We start from the raw sequence: 12,992 nt of genomic DNA, 5'->3' as shown, positions 1-12,992 counted from the left end.
ATCAGTCCGGTGCGCTTCGATCCCGACAGCCTGATCCTGCTCAACGCCATTCTGGCGCTGATGATGTTCGGCGTGGCCCTTCGCCTGCGCCCGGCCGACTTCACCCGCGTGATCATCAAGCCGGTGGCGCCCGCGGCGGGGCTGGTGGCGCAATTCCTGCTCCTGCCGGCCGCAACCTGCGCGGTCACCTGGGCCTTGCGACTCGACCCCGAAATCGCCCTGGGCATGATCCTGATCGCCGCCTGCCCCGGCGGCAACTTCTCCAACATCATGACCTTCATGGCGCGCGGTTCGGTGGCCGTGTCGGTGTCGATGACGGCGGTGTCCAGCCTGGCGGCCATCCTGCTCACGCCGCTGAACTTCGCCTTCTACGGCTGGCTCAACCCCTACACGCGCGGCTACCTCACCGAGATTCACCTCGACCCCGGCAATATCCTGATGCTGGTCGTGCTGGTACTGGGCATTCCGCTGCTGCTGGGCATGCTCACCGGCCGGCGCTGGCCGAAGCTGGCCGAGAAGAGCGAGACGCCACTTCGGATCTTTTCCCTGCTGGTGCTGCTGGCTTTTGCCGGCATCGCTTTCGCCATGAATTTCAGTACCTTCCTGGCGAAATTTCACACCTTTGTGTGGCTGGTGGTCGGCCACAACCTGCTCGCCTTTTGCCTCGGCTTCGGCATGGCCACGCTGCTCAAGGTGCCGATCGCCGACCGGCGCGCGGTGACCATGGAAGTCGGCATCCAGAACTCCGCCCTGGGCCTGGTCATCCTGTTCACCTTCTTCCCCGAGGCTGGCGGCATGCTGCTCATCGCCGGCTTCTGGGGCGTGTGGCACCTTATCGCCGGCATCACCCTGGCGCAGATCTGGGCACGGCGCCCGCCGCCCGAGCCGACCGAAGCGCCCACAAGGTCCGCGGAGGAGGCAGCATGAGCAAGCGCATCCTGATCACCGGCGCGGCCGGTTATATCGGCCACCAGCTCGGCAACCGCCTGGCCCACGATTTCGAGGTCTACGGCACCGATATCCGCGAGCGCGACGACTTGAGATTTCCGCTGCAAGTACTTGATATCCGTTCGAGAAGCCTGGCCGACCTCATGCAACGTCGCGCTATCACCCACGTCGTGCACCTGGCCTCGGTGCTGCAGGCCTCCAGCGACCGCCAGCGCGATTTCGAGATCGACGTCGGCGGCACGCGCAATGTCGTGCAGGCCTGCATCGAAACCGGCGTGCAGCACCTGACCGTCACCAGCTCGGGCGCGGCCTACGGCTACCACGCCGACAACCCGGACTGGCTCGACGAGGACGATCCGCTCAGGGGCAACGAGACCTTTGCCTACGCCGACCACAAGCGCCAGGTCGAGGAACTGCTGGCCCGCCACCGCAAGCTCCACCCGGAACTGAAACAGCTCGTCCTGCGCCCCGGCACGGTGCTGGGTACGGACACCCGCAACCAGATCACCGCCCTGTTCACCGCCCGCCGCATCCTGGTCCTGAAAGGCCATGACTCGCCCTTCGTCTTCATCTGGGACGAGGACGTGCTCGAGATCCTCGAGAAAGGTATTCGCGAGGACGCAAATGGCATCTATAACCTGGCCGGCGACGGCGCGCTGAACATGCGCGAGATCGCCCGCCGCCTGGGCAAGCCCACGCTCACCCTGCCCGTCGGCCTGGTCAAGGCCGGGCTGCAAATCGCCAAGTGGCTGGGCAAGCCGACCGGCCCGGAGCAGATCGACTTCCTGCGTTACCGCCCGGTGCTGGCCAACCGCCGACTCAAGGAAGAATTCGGCTACACGCCGAAGAAAACCTCGGCGGAGACCTTCGACTACTTTGCCGAGCACGCCATGGGCAAACCCGCCGAATGAAGGTCGTGTTGATCACGGGTGCTGCCGGGGGCCTGGGACGCGCACTGGCACAACGCTATTTTGACGCTGGCGACCAACTGGTCCTGGCCGACCTGGACGAGAAACGGCTGAAGGCACTCGAGCACGCGCTGGCCGCACCCGAGCGCGTGGTTACCCGGGCCATGGATGTCACCGATGCCGAGGCCATCGCCGAACTGGCTGCAGCCACACGGGAAACATTCGGCCGACTCGATATCCTCATCAACAACGCCGGCATCACCCACCGCTCGCCCGCGCACCGCACCGATCCGGAAGTCTTCCGCAAGGTTATGGCCGTAGACTGGCAAGCGCCGATCGAGCTCACCCTGGCCGCCCTGCCCCTGCTGCGCGAATCGAAGGGCCAGATCGTCAACATCGGCTCGATGGCCGGCTGGATGCCCCTGCCCGGCCGCGCGGCTTACGGTGCGGCCAAGTCGGCGCTGACGCAGTTCTTCGAGGTGCTGCGCTTGGAACTGGCCGACGACGGCATCCACGTGCTGATGGTCTACCCCAGCTTCCTCAAGACCGACATCGAAGCCAACGCCCTGGGCGCCGACGGCCAACCGGCCCGCCACGCCCAGAGCCGCATCGGCAAACAGAAGGACGCCAACTGGATGGCCGAGCGCATTGTCCGCGCCGCCGAGAAACGCAAACCCTGGCTCTACCCCGACCGCCTGTCGAGAATCGGCAGTCTGCTGTGGCGACTCATGCCCGGCCTGTACCTGAAACTGATCCGCCGCAAATTCCAGGGAGACCTGCACTGATGCTCCCGTGGTTCTGGCTGGGCGTGTGCATCCTGCTCTCGTCGACCATCGAAGCCATCACCGGCTTCGGCTCGATCGTCATCGCCCTGTCCCTGGGCGCCCTGCTGCTACCGATTGCCAGCATGCTCCCCGTGCTGGTGCCCCTGAACATCTTCATGACCGGCACCATCGCCTGGAAAAACCGCCACCACATCGACAAGGCGTTTCTGCTGAAGCTCGTCCTGCCACTGATGGCCGCCGGAACACTGGCCGGCTACTTCCTGCGCCCCTGGCTGGGCGAGAGCCTGCTCAAGATGCTGCTCGGCGTGCTGATCATCTGGTTCGCCTCACGGGAACTCTGGCGCCTGGTCAAACACGTGCCGAGTCACCGCCATCCCCCGTGGCTGAGCCGAATCCTGACCTTCGCCGCCGGCATCACCCACGGACTGTTCGCTTCCGGCGGACCGCTGCTGGTCTACGCCATGGCGGGCAAGCATCTCGACAAAGGCAGCCTCAGGGCGACGCTGGTCACAGTATGGTTCAGCCTGAATCTCGGCCTGACCGTCGCCTTTGTGCTCGACGGGACGCTGATTCCAGCGTTACCGAAGGTAGCGATGTACCTGCCGGTACTCGCGACGGGCTATTTCCTGGGGGAATTCCTGCACCACCGACTGGATGAACGCCGGTTCAGGCAGGTGGTCTACGTGATGTTGATCGTTACCGGGGTCGCGCTGGTTGTTCGATAGCGCCTCGCCGCAGCGACAAGACCAGGTAGCAAAACGCATTCAGAATCGACCACGTAGATCGCAACATGATTGTGTGTGGCCCAATCACGAAAACCTCACAAACACTCTGGGAAATTACGCCACCTCATAGGTTAGAGCGTACTTCAAATGAAAAAGGTTTCAGGTCTTCTGTTGGTGGCATTCGTACAGACCCTCTTCTTTCAGACAGCATCAGCTCAGGACCAGGAAGCGGCCTTGGTGCCCTTGCCCTCCGTCGACGACTTCACAAGGGGTGAGGATGGCTGGGGCTTCGGGCTGGGCCTGGGTGTGGAATACGAATCGGCCTACGAAGGGTCGGATGAATTCGGCTTCGAAGTCCAGCCTGCCGGTGCAGCACAATGGCGCAGGGGTGATGACATTTTCTACTGGGCCGGTGAGGCGCTGGGGTGGCGTGGCCTTCGTGCTGATACGTGGTTTTTCGACGCCGCCGTGGCCTTCGATGAAGGTCGTGAAGAAAGCGATTCCGACGACGGTCGCCTGGATGGACTCGGCGACACGGATGAGGGGATTGAAGTCGTACTGCAAACCCGTCGCGCGTTCAATGCCGATTGGCGCTATTGGCTGGATGGTCGAGTTGTAACCGGCGAAAACGGAAACCTTGGTATCTTCGGTGTAGGGCGCCGCTTCGGCGAACGGAAGGACGGAAGCGGTTCAGAAATCGGTATCGTTGCCGTTTTTCACGATAGCGAGCGTGCCAATAGAGATTTTGGCATCAACGCATTGCAGTCAGCCGCATCGGGACTCAACGAGACCGATCTGAGCGGCGGATTCCGCTCGATTGGCGTCAACTACAGTTATCGCAACTACATCAACGAGAATTGGCAGATTTTCGGCGAGGCGCTGTATGAGCGCTATGGTAGCGACGTTGCGGATAGCCCAATCGCACGCAACAACTATGAAGCCGAGGTAGGCATCGGATTCATTTACGTATTCTAGTGTAGGTTGTCCACACGGACTGTCCAAGACAGACTGTTGGATGCCGAGCTATTCGTAGTGGCTCCATAGCCGCAGCACTTTGACGACTTTCTGATCCTCGAGCACCTGATATACCAGGCGGTGCTGGATATTGATGCGGCGCGAATAGGCGCCGGCAAGGTCACCGACGAGTTTTTCGAAGGGCGGCGGTCGTCGGAGCGGATCTTCAGCAATTAGCGCAAGCAACTCTTGGGCTTTGGGCTTCAAACCGCTGGATGCGAGTTTACTGGCGTCCTTCTGGGCCTGTCTGGTGTAGACAAGCTTCCAGGTCACCAGTCGAGTTCCTCATCGCACTCGTCAACGGGGGTGGCCATCCCCTCCCGGATGGATTCGCGCATTCCGGGAACGGATAGCAGAAAGAGCGTCTCCTGGATGGCCTCCCAGTCCTCCTCGGCGACGAGAACCGCCTTGTTTCGCTTGCCGGTAATCACGATCGGTTTGTGGGACTCGGCCGCTTCGTCGATCAGTCGATAGAGATTGCTGCGTGCCTCGGTGGCTGTAATACCCGCCATGTCAGGTGCCTCAGAGTGGTCGATCACCTAAATTGTACGCCATCACGTACGTGCGTCAATACGTACTTTCCTTTCACGCCATCGCCAACTCCGTTCTTCTAGAACGCGTCAACACCCGGCTAGCTGCGACTTTTCTGCTGATCGGAGGCTGCTCCAGTAGCAGCGTGCGGCCTGTAGCGCTGCTGCACGCTGCAAAGAGCGGCCCTACTTACCGGCGGCAACCACGCTGATGTTACCGCTTCGCTCCATCCGCGCCAGCTTGACGTTGTCGAGTCTGTCTATGCCGCCGTTCTCGCGTACCGCGCTCATCAGGTCGCGCTCGCTGATATGGCTCTTTCGCATTGCCTCCCACAGGACTTTGCCGTCCTCGACCAGAGTGCGACCCGAGCCCTTGACGATCCCGCCGAACCAATCGACGTGGTAGGACAGCACGGCAAACAGGTAGTGAAGTGTTACCAACACCAGCCCCGCACCCAGGCTGGCCAGGAAGGGTGCACCGCCGGTTATGGCTCGCGCCAGGATCGACCCGATGACGATGCCCATGATCACGTCGAAGGCCGTAATCTTGCCGATGAACCGCTTCTCGCCCAGGCGCACGAAGGCAATACCGACCGGATATGCGAGAACGGCCCGTGCGGCCATTTGATAGACGTTCAGATCATTGGCATCTAGCCCAAGAATCCACTTGATTCCTTCCACAATTTCATCGATCACGGTCGACCTCCTGAAGGTAGCGGGTATGAGGGAAGTCTACTCCCAAAAATTTGCAGCCCACTCGGGAAGATCGTGGGCGCGGCCGCCGCTAACGGGAATATTCTAGGGTCCGCTTTCCGGAGCGCGAAGCGACCAGCTCGATATTCGCATGGCCCCAGGCCTCGCTAGAGCGCCATAGTCGATTATCGTCCGGAGTCGGCGGGACTCACAGCACCGCCCGATCGTGCCGGTGCCGCTGGTTCAACCACATCGGCCCGGTCTTGTTCAAGCCGCACCTCTCCGCTGCCACCCGGGCCGTTCACGAAGGTGTTCTTGACCCGTTTGGACACCAGCATGTAGGGCACCCAGACGCAGACCTGGATGAGCGACCTACCCATCTCCCTTGCGGTTTCGGAATCCAGCAACGGCATGTCCGGAAGCATTGCCGAGACGACGATCGCATCGACAAGCACGAACACCAGGGAAAACACAGCGACGCCGATATACCACGCCGGAAGACTTCGGCGCTTTGTAAAGAAGAGATAAGCGACGTACACCGACGCCGCGAGAATAGCCAGGTTGACCACCATTTCGACGACGATCAGTGCCGCCAGCTCCGGGTAATAGAACCCGGAGCCCTGGGTTGTCAGGATTTCCCAAGTACCGTTTGCGCCGAGCTCCCGATAAGTCTCCAGCATGATGAAGGCCATGCGAAATGGCCCCACAACAATTCCGATTCCGACAAGAATCAGCCACCCACCAAGCCCCTCGGGCCCTCTGTTCTCTTGCATCTGACTACTCCCTCGATCCACCCAATGAATTCAAAACGCCCCTTCGCTCCCCGATCAGGAATGAGAACTTCCATTGCACACAGCTCGAGTCTCCCGGCCCGATCAATCGGAGTGAAGTCGGTAACGCAATGACTGCCGCGGTGAAGGACAAACGGGAACACCGTCAAACTTGCTGCCTGCCAGCGCCATGGAGACGATACTGCTTCAAGCGACCGAAGCTTGCAAGCCGGCCGGATTTTCAGGAACCTCTGCCAGCCGGTGGCGCAGAGTCGGGATTGCGCATTCCGGGTACTGGTAGCAGAAACAGCGTCTCCTGGATGGCCGCCCAGTCTTCCTCGGCGACGAGATCCGCCTTAATGCGCACTCTCCCTTCCAGCCATGCCAGACTCGGACTTCGAGATCCCGTCAACACCCGGTCAACTGCGGAAGCACCGACAGGAATACCGTTCAAGGCCCATGCTCTAACCCCTGCCACCCCGGCGCAGCCCGTAGAAGAAGCCCGCTACGGCACCCAGCACGATGCCGAGCGGTCCGGTAATGAAGATTCCGAGCAACGGGCCCTGGTTGGCCTCCGGGGCAAGGATCAATGGCCCGAAGAAGCCGATGACGAAGCCCAGCCCGCCGAGAACCGATGCGCCGATCAGCATGCTCGGCAGTGGGCCGCCTGCGCCTTCCGGGCCCAGTGAACGCCAGACGTATCGCCCCGCCGCGATCGCGCACAGCAGCGCCACGAATGGAGCCAGCCAGAGGTAACCTTCCCAGGCAACCAGCAGCAGCGGCAGCCAGTAGGCAAGAAAGTAAACCGCCACTGCGGCAAACGCGGTAACCAGTATTCGGATCGTGTTGTTCATGCGTTGCGGCCGCCGACGGGCAGGCTTCAGCTCACTTTGCCCGCGTCGGTCGCTTCAGGCACCTCAATCAGCTTGCCGGTCTTGCAATCGTAGATGTAGCCATGGATCGGAATGTCCGCGGGTACCATGGAATTGTTCCTGATTCGCGCCACGTCGTCGACCACGCTCCGGGCATTGTCGCTGATGGTCAGCCAGTTGACGAACTTGCCGCCTGTCGTCCCGCCACCGGCATTGCTGTCGTGCCAGCCGTTCTCATCCACGGTTGATGTCTTCAGGCTACCGGCCAGCAGTTCACCCATCGTCTCGTTGTCGAACGTCTCCATGCCGCAGTCGGTGTGGTGAATGACGAACCACTCCCGCGTACCCAGCAACTTGTAGGAAATCACCAGGGAACGGATGGCGTCGTCGCTCGCTCGGCCGCCGGCGTTGCGAATGACGTGAGCATCGCCTTCTGCCAGGCCGGCGTACTTGGCCGGATCCAGGCGCGCATCCATGCAGGTCAGGATGGCAAACTGCCTGGCCGGCGGCATCGGCAAATCACCCTTGTCGCCGAAGTTCTCTGCGTAGCCGGCATTGGCCGACAGGACTTGTTCAAGCACTTTGGTCATTTCATGGCTCCTGAGGAGTGACTTGCTGGCCCGGGATGGCGTTGTTGCTGCAACACTTGCATGTTAGACAGAACAGCCTTAATTCGCCGTGAAAGTCAGGGGCATCCTCCGGCTTGTCTTGAACCGAACCGGTTCTGTGGACCGGGCGCGCCACCCGAATTGCTCAAGTCGTTGCACAAGACACACCCCCATTCCACCTGAATCAAGTGAAACAATCCACCCAATCCAGTGCCATGTGAATCAGCAGGCCCAGGCCGACCAGGTGAATGACTCGGGCGCTGGGCTGCAGGTCCTCAGCGGCGTCCTTCCGGCGCCAGAACATCGGAAGCACGAACAGGGCCGCGTAGATGGCGATCGCGGGCAGCGTGTGGAGCGGGTGAAAACCGATGGAGCAACGCTCCGGATCGTAGACCGGATCGGCCAGCAGGTGGTCGATATCGACCAGCATGGTGGCGATCATGATCATGACAGCGCTTTGCCATCGCCCGCTGTAGAAAGTAACGGCCGCCAGCAGCGGCACGATGAAGTGCAGGGCGATGTGGATCATGCCCACCTAAAGACTGGCGACGCGATTTCGCCCGGCTTCCTTGGCCTGGTACAGCGCCTGGTCGGCGCGGGCAACAGCCGACTCCATGGCATCTTCCATGGCGACTTCGGTCACACCGATACTGATGGTGAGATCGACACTCTTGCCGTTGTACGTGAAGCTGCGTTCTTCGACGGTGCGGCGAATCTTTTCGGCAACACCCGCAGCCTGGCTGGCATTGCAGCCGGCCATGAGTACCAGGAACTCATCCCCGCCCCAGCGACACAGGGTGTCGGACTCGCGAAGGATGCTGTTGACCACACCGGCAAACTGGCGCAGCACCCCATCCCCGGCCTGGTGGCCATAGCGATCGTTGATGGGCTTGAAGCCGTCGAGATCGATGCACATCAAGGCAATGCCCTCGTTGCGCCGACGTGCATTGCCAACGACCTGGCTGAACAACATCTGAAAGACGTGGCGGTTGGCAGCGCCGGTGAGCTTGTCGGTGGTAGCCATCTGCTCGAGACGGCGCTGGTAGCGGTTGAGCGTGACATAGACCAGGCCGAGGATCAGGCCTGTAATCGTCAGGGCCAGGATGATGTTGACCCCGAGCGTACGCAGGAGCTGGCCCTCGGCTTCGTTCTTGCTCTGTTCGACGATCAGGTACCAGCCGAACTCGGGCACCAGCCGGCTGTTGAGAAACACAGTCTCGCCCTGATCGCTGTGGTACGTCAGGGACGTGCTGGGGTTGGCAAGGATCCGCGTGGCGAACTGCGCCAGTCCCGGCCGCTCCTGCAGGTCCGGGTGCGAGTCGTCCTGGTCGCTTGCCAGGGTAACGGCGCCGTCACGGTCGACGAAATAGATGTCGCGGCTGTAGCGCCGTTCGTAGGATTCGATCAGCTCGACGACCTGCTCGACGGCCAGTCCGATACCGGTCAGGCCCAGGAACTGGCCCTGACCGTCGACGACGCGGTAGTTGACGAAGATACTCAGGCGAGTGCGGTCTGCCGTGTCGTGGTCGATGTTGATCTCGTAGTCGTCGGTCATCCGGCGCGCCCGGAAATACCAGCCGTCGGCCGGATCGTCGGAAGCGACCTGCTTGATGATGCCTGTGGGGTGATAGTAGTTGTGCGTGTCCTCGGAGACGAAGAACGCCGTTGTCGTGCCGTACTCTCGCTGGATCTCGCGCAGGTAGCGAACGATGGCATCGGGGCTTTCCTCCCCGGCCGTGATCCAGTCCCGGACGAAGGTATCGTTGGCCATCAGGGAGGAAATGAGGATCGACCGCAGCAAATCACGCTCGATCTCGGAATAGACGTTGTCGCTGGTCAGCGGCAGGATTTCGCCGGCAATGCGCTCGTCCATCGAATGCTCGGCCACGAAGTAGCTGAGCACGCTGATCAGCAGGAAACCCGACCCCAGCAGGGCGAGCAGCGCGATGACGAAACGATTTCTAGCTGGCAGCATGATCAACCCGGCAGGCCCATGGAGGCGGGTTGCCGCTCCGGCCCACGGGCGGGTTCCCCTTACACTGGCGCCAGAATCTAAAGGAAATTACCGATGCCTGCAACGCCCAACCGATTCCTGCCCCCGGAAAAGGAACTGGAAGAACAGTTCATTCTGGCCGGCGGACCCGGCGGTCAACATGTCAATCGCACCGAAACCGGGGTACAACTGCGATACGACGTCGTCAATTCCGACTTCCTGCCCCAGCCGGTCAAGGTCCGCCTGCTCGACCTGGCGGGCCGGCGCGCCGATACCGACGGCGTAATCACGATCGAGGCCAAAAGCCACCGCAGCCAGCACCGCAATCGCGAGGAAGCGCGCGAGCGCCTGGCCGAGCTGATCGAGAAGGCCCACCACAAGCCGAAAAAGCGCATTCCGACCCGACCGAGCCGTTCGGCCAAGAAACGCTGGAAAAAGAAGAAGCAGCGACACAAGGAAATCAAGCGAGCGCGGAAACCGCCGAAGCTGGACGAGTAGGTCATTGACGCGGTGAATGCATTCATTCAGCGCCGTCAATTGCATTGCGCGGCCACCTCTGCCATTTTGTAGAACTTGCGCAATTACTTGAAGGAGTCCCCCTTGAGAAGCCTTTCACATGGGCTGGCGGCAATTTTGCTGCTGCTCGCAGTCCCGTCTGCCCTGCTGGCGGAAACACGCGCTTTCGTCGGCGCGACGATCATTCCGGTCGATGGTGATCCGATCGACGGCGGCACCCTGCTTGTCATCGACGGCGCGATCGGCGCCGTCGGTGCCCGCGACGAGATCACCATTCCGGATGAGGCCGAAGTCACCGAACTGGAAGCAGGTGCAGTGATCATGCCCGGCATCGTCGACACCCACAGCCATATCGGCGAGGTCTCAGGCGCCGACCGCTCCGGCCCGATCCAGCCCGAGGCCCGGGCGATGGATTCGGTCAACGTGCGCAGCTCCGGCATCAAGCGCGCGCTGTCCGGCGGCATCACGAGCGTCAACGTGATGCCCGGATCCGGTCACCTCATCAGCGGCCAGACGGTGTATTTGAAGCTGCGCGACGGCAACGCGATCACCGACCTGGCCTACCGTTTCGACGACGGCGGGATCATGGGCGGCATGAAGATGGCCAACGGTACCAACCCGATGCGCGATGCGCCCTTCCCCGGCACGCGGGCGAAATCCGCCGCCCTGGTGCGCGCGGCCTACATCAAGGCGCAGGAATACGTCGAGAAGGCCGATGCCGCCGAAGAAGGCGAAGCACCGCCGCGCGACCTGGGCATGGAAGCGCTCGGTGAAGTGCTCAGCGGCAAGCGCATGGTGCACTTCCACAGCCATCGCCACGACGATCTGATGACCGCCATGCGGCTGAAGGAAGAGTTCGGCTTCCGCATGGTGCTCCATCACACTTCCGAGGCCTACCGCGTCGCCGACGAGATCGCCGCCGCCGATGTGCCGGTCTCGCTGATCCTGATCGATAGCCCCGGCGGCAAGCTCGAAGCCAGAAACCTTCTGGCCGATTCGGCCCCCGCGCTCGAGCGCGCCGGCGCCAGCGTCGCGCTGCATACCGACGACTGGGTGACCGACTCGCGCTACTTCCTGCGCATGGCCGCGATGGCCATCCGTGCCGGCATGTCGCGCCAGGCCGCGTTGGAGTCGCTGACCATCCGCGGCGCCGAGATGCTCGACATGGCCGATCGGGTGGGCACGCTCACGCCCGGCAAGGACGCCGACTTCGTGATCCTCTCCGGCGACCCGTTCAGCGTCTACACCCGCGTGCTCGAAACCTGGGTGGAAGGCAAACGGCGCTTCGACCTCGACGATGCCGACGACCGCCGGGTCGCCGAAGGAGGCTTCAACGCGCTGTCGGACGACGACGGCAACGGTCATATTCACGGCCACGGCCATGGAGACGCGCAATGAGGACGATTATGAGAAACGCACTCGCCCTGCTCGTACTGGCCGCCGTCACCCTGCCCGCCACGGCGCAGGACATCGCCGTGCGCGCCGACACGCTCCACACCGCACCCGGGCAAATGATCGAAGACGGGGTCGTCGTGATCGAGGACGGCAAGATCACCGCCGTCGGCCCGGCCGACTCGACCGACATCCCCGACGGCATGCTGGTGCTCGAATCGGCCGTGGCCACGCCCGGCCTGATCGACGCGCGCTCGACGGTGGGCCTGTCGGGCTACCTCAACCAGCCGCACGACCAGGACCAGCTGGAACGCTCGGCCGCCATCCAGCCAGAACTGCGCGCCATCGACGCCTACAACCCGCGCGAGAAGCTCGTGAGCTGGCAGCGCGAGCACGGCGTGACCACCCTGCACACCGGCCACGGCCCCGGCGAGGTCATATCCGGCCAGATGTTGATCGCCAAGAGCGCCGGCGACACCGTCGACGCGGCAGTCGTGCGCCCCTACTCGGCGCTGGCGGCCACCCTGGGAGAAGGCGCCACGCGCCACGATCGCTCCTCTCCGGGCAACCGATCGAAGGCGGTGGCGATTCTGCGCGAGAAGCTCTACGCCGCGCAGGAATACCGCGACAAGCGCGAATCGGCCGAGGAAGGCAAGGCGCCGGGGCGCGACCTGGGCCTCGACGCCCTGGTCGAGGTGCTCTCCGGCGAAGTGCCGCTGATCATCGAAGCGCACCGCCATAGCGACATCATGACTGCGCTCAGGCTGGCCGAGGAGTTCGGCTTCCGCCTGATCCTGGCCGGGGCCAGCGACGCGCACCTGCTGGTCGACGAAATCAAGGCCGCCGACGTGCCGGTAATCGTCCACCCGACCATGGCGCGTGCGCGCGCCGGCGGCGACACGGCCCATATGGCGTTCACCACCGCCGCGGAGCTCAAGGATGCCGGCATCGAAGTGGCCCTTCAGTCGGGCTTCGAAGGCTATGTGCCCAAGACCCGCGTGGTGCTGTTCGAAGCGGCCATGACCATTCCCTATGGCGCCAGCTTCGACCAGGCGCTCGATTTGGTCACGATGGCGCCGGCCCGCATCCTCGGACTGGCCGACAAGGTCGGCTCGCTGGAAGTGGGCAAGGATGGCGACGTGGCCCTGTTCGACGGCGACCCGTTCGAATACACCACGCACGTGACTGGCACGATCATCGACGGCAGTCGCGTGAGCGAAACCCGCCGTTGACAGGGA

Annotated in this window: 16 protein-coding genes; 8 read left to right on the top strand and 8 right to left on the bottom strand. The window is 62.6% G+C overall.

Translation table 11 applies throughout. From position 1 onward, the window contains the following. The first annotated feature begins 9 nt into the window (after positions 1 to 9). The 5 genes from ACDC67_RS03430 (at position 10) to ACDC67_RS03410 (ending at position 4,341) form a co-directional block, all read left to right on the top strand. The gene (locus tag ACDC67_RS03430) at positions 10 to 927 is read left to right on the top strand and encodes a bile acid:sodium symporter family protein (RefSeq protein ID WP_376690625.1); all 918 of its coding nucleotides are present in this window, start codon (positions 10 to 12) and stop codon (positions 925 to 927) included. Beyond that, positions 924 to 1,859, top strand: a complete 936-nt coding sequence (locus ACDC67_RS03425; RefSeq protein ID WP_376690623.1) for an SDR family oxidoreductase — start codon at positions 924 to 926, stop codon at positions 1,857 to 1,859. Before ACDC67_RS03430 ends, ACDC67_RS03425 begins: the two co-directional genes overlap by 4 nt. Further along, on the top strand, positions 1,856 to 2,641 hold the full coding sequence (locus ACDC67_RS03420; RefSeq protein ID WP_376690622.1) for an SDR family oxidoreductase: 786 nt from the start codon (positions 1,856 to 1,858) through the stop codon (positions 2,639 to 2,641). Before ACDC67_RS03425 ends, ACDC67_RS03420 begins: the two co-directional genes overlap by 4 nt. Beyond that, positions 2,641 to 3,366 (top strand): sulfite exporter TauE/SafE family protein, encoded by a 726-nt coding sequence (locus ACDC67_RS03415; protein WP_376690620.1) that lies wholly within the window; start codon positions 2,641 to 2,643, stop codon positions 3,364 to 3,366. The genes ACDC67_RS03420 and ACDC67_RS03415 overlap by 1 nt, the downstream gene beginning before the upstream one ends. A gap of 147 nt (positions 3,367 to 3,513) precedes the next feature. Continuing rightward, a complete protein-coding gene (locus tag ACDC67_RS03410; RefSeq protein ID WP_376690618.1) occupies positions 3,514 to 4,341 on the top strand; it encodes a MipA/OmpV family protein in 828 nt (275 codons plus the stop codon). 48 nt (positions 4,342 to 4,389) lie between these two features. Here the strand turns inward: ACDC67_RS03410 and ACDC67_RS03405 are convergent, their stop codons facing one another. From ACDC67_RS03405 to ACDC67_RS03370, 8 genes are all read right to left on the bottom strand, one after another. After that, positions 4,390 to 4,653: a Txe/YoeB family addiction module toxin gene (locus tag ACDC67_RS03405; protein ID WP_376690616.1), complete on the bottom strand. Its 264-nt coding sequence runs from the start codon at positions 4,651 to 4,653 to the stop codon at positions 4,390 to 4,392. Beyond that, the gene (locus ACDC67_RS03400) at positions 4,650 to 4,892 is read right to left on the bottom strand and encodes a type II toxin-antitoxin system Phd/YefM family antitoxin (protein ID WP_376690615.1); all 243 of its coding nucleotides are present in this window, start codon (positions 4,890 to 4,892) and stop codon (positions 4,650 to 4,652) included. Before ACDC67_RS03400 ends, ACDC67_RS03405 begins: the two co-directional genes overlap by 4 nt. Before the next feature lie 204 nt (positions 4,893 to 5,096). Next, positions 5,097 to 5,606 (bottom strand): DUF421 domain-containing protein, encoded by a 510-nt coding sequence (locus ACDC67_RS03395; protein WP_376690614.1) that lies wholly within the window; start codon positions 5,604 to 5,606, stop codon positions 5,097 to 5,099. Positions 5,607 to 5,788: 182 nt separating this feature from the next. After that, a complete protein-coding gene (locus ACDC67_RS03390; RefSeq protein WP_376690613.1) occupies positions 5,789 to 6,376 on the bottom strand; it encodes a DUF2569 domain-containing protein in 588 nt (195 codons plus the stop codon). A 461-nt stretch (positions 6,377 to 6,837) separates the two neighbouring features. Then, positions 6,838 to 7,227, bottom strand: coding sequence for a hypothetical protein (locus ACDC67_RS03385; RefSeq protein ID WP_376690612.1), 390 nt, complete (start codon positions 7,225 to 7,227; stop codon positions 6,838 to 6,840). 26 nt (positions 7,228 to 7,253) lie between these two features. After that, positions 7,254 to 7,835, bottom strand: coding sequence for a beta-class carbonic anhydrase (locus tag ACDC67_RS03380; protein WP_376690611.1), 582 nt, complete (start codon positions 7,833 to 7,835; stop codon positions 7,254 to 7,256). A 202-nt stretch (positions 7,836 to 8,037) separates the two neighbouring features. Next, entirely contained in the window at positions 8,038 to 8,382 is a 345-nt protein-coding gene (locus ACDC67_RS03375; protein ID WP_376690610.1) for a DUF6122 family protein, read from the bottom strand. 6 nt (positions 8,383 to 8,388) lie between these two features. Further along, positions 8,389 to 9,828, bottom strand: a complete 1,440-nt coding sequence (locus tag ACDC67_RS03370; RefSeq protein ID WP_376690608.1) for a sensor domain-containing diguanylate cyclase — start codon at positions 9,826 to 9,828, stop codon at positions 8,389 to 8,391. Positions 9,829 to 9,921: 93 nt separating this feature from the next. On the opposite strand from ACDC67_RS03370, the gene arfB reads away from it, so the two are divergent. From arfB to ACDC67_RS03355, 3 genes are all read left to right on the top strand, one after another. After that, complete coding sequence (arfB, locus tag ACDC67_RS03365) at positions 9,922 to 10,344, top strand: alternative ribosome rescue aminoacyl-tRNA hydrolase ArfB (protein ID WP_376690606.1); 423 nt, start codon at positions 9,922 to 9,924, stop codon at positions 10,342 to 10,344. A 102-nt stretch (positions 10,345 to 10,446) separates the two neighbouring features. Continuing rightward, positions 10,447 to 11,760 carry an amidohydrolase family protein gene (locus ACDC67_RS03360; protein ID WP_376690604.1) on the top strand — a complete coding sequence of 438 codons (1,314 nt, stop codon included), beginning with the start codon at positions 10,447 to 10,449 and terminating at the stop codon, positions 11,758 to 11,760. 8 nt (positions 11,761 to 11,768) lie between these two features. Beyond that, positions 11,769 to 12,986: an amidohydrolase family protein gene (locus ACDC67_RS03355; protein ID WP_376690602.1), complete on the top strand. Its 1,218-nt coding sequence runs from the start codon at positions 11,769 to 11,771 to the stop codon at positions 12,984 to 12,986. Positions 12,987 to 12,992 lie beyond the last annotated feature (6 nt).

Source organism: Wenzhouxiangella indolica (assembly GCF_042310355.1).
Taxonomy (GTDB): Bacteria; Pseudomonadota; Gammaproteobacteria; order Xanthomonadales; family Wenzhouxiangellaceae; genus Wenzhouxiangella.
The sequence above is the reverse complement of the archived record's forward strand: the minus strand, read 5'-3'. Positions and strand labels throughout refer to the sequence as shown.

What these genes read in the sequence shown, in the direction of transcription:
- ACDC67_RS03375 (WP_376690610.1), bottom strand. Translation starts at nt 8,382, where the DNA reads ATGATCCACATCGCCCTGCACTTCATCGTGCCGCTGCTGGCGGCCGTT.
- ACDC67_RS03410 (WP_376690618.1), top strand. Translation starts at nt 3,514, where the DNA reads ATGAAAAAGGTTTCAGGTCTTCTGTTGGTGGCATTCGTACAGACCCTC.
- ACDC67_RS03400 (WP_376690615.1), bottom strand. Translation starts at nt 4,892, where the DNA reads ATGGCGGGTATTACAGCCACCGAGGCACGCAGCAATCTCTATCGACTG.
- ACDC67_RS03370 (WP_376690608.1), bottom strand. Translation starts at nt 9,828, where the DNA reads ATGCTGCCAGCTAGAAATCGTTTCGTCATCGCGCTGCTCGCCCTGCTG.
- ACDC67_RS03390 (WP_376690613.1), bottom strand. Translation starts at nt 6,376, where the DNA reads ATGCAAGAGAACAGAGGGCCCGAGGGGCTTGGTGGGTGGCTGATTCTT.
- ACDC67_RS03415 (WP_376690620.1), top strand. Translation starts at nt 2,641, where the DNA reads ATGCTCCCGTGGTTCTGGCTGGGCGTGTGCATCCTGCTCTCGTCGACC.
- ACDC67_RS03380 (WP_376690611.1), bottom strand. Translation starts at nt 7,835, where the DNA reads ATGACCAAAGTGCTTGAACAAGTCCTGTCGGCCAATGCCGGCTACGCA.
- ACDC67_RS03420 (WP_376690622.1), top strand. Translation starts at nt 1,856, where the DNA reads ATGAAGGTCGTGTTGATCACGGGTGCTGCCGGGGGCCTGGGACGCGCA.
- ACDC67_RS03425 (WP_376690623.1), top strand. Translation starts at nt 924, where the DNA reads ATGAGCAAGCGCATCCTGATCACCGGCGCGGCCGGTTATATCGGCCAC.
- ACDC67_RS03385 (WP_376690612.1), bottom strand. Translation starts at nt 7,227, where the DNA reads ATGAACAACACGATCCGAATACTGGTTACCGCGTTTGCCGCAGTGGCG.
- ACDC67_RS03355 (WP_376690602.1), top strand. Translation starts at nt 11,769, where the DNA reads ATGAGAAACGCACTCGCCCTGCTCGTACTGGCCGCCGTCACCCTGCCC.
- arfB (WP_376690606.1), top strand. Translation starts at nt 9,922, where the DNA reads ATGCCTGCAACGCCCAACCGATTCCTGCCCCCGGAAAAGGAACTGGAA.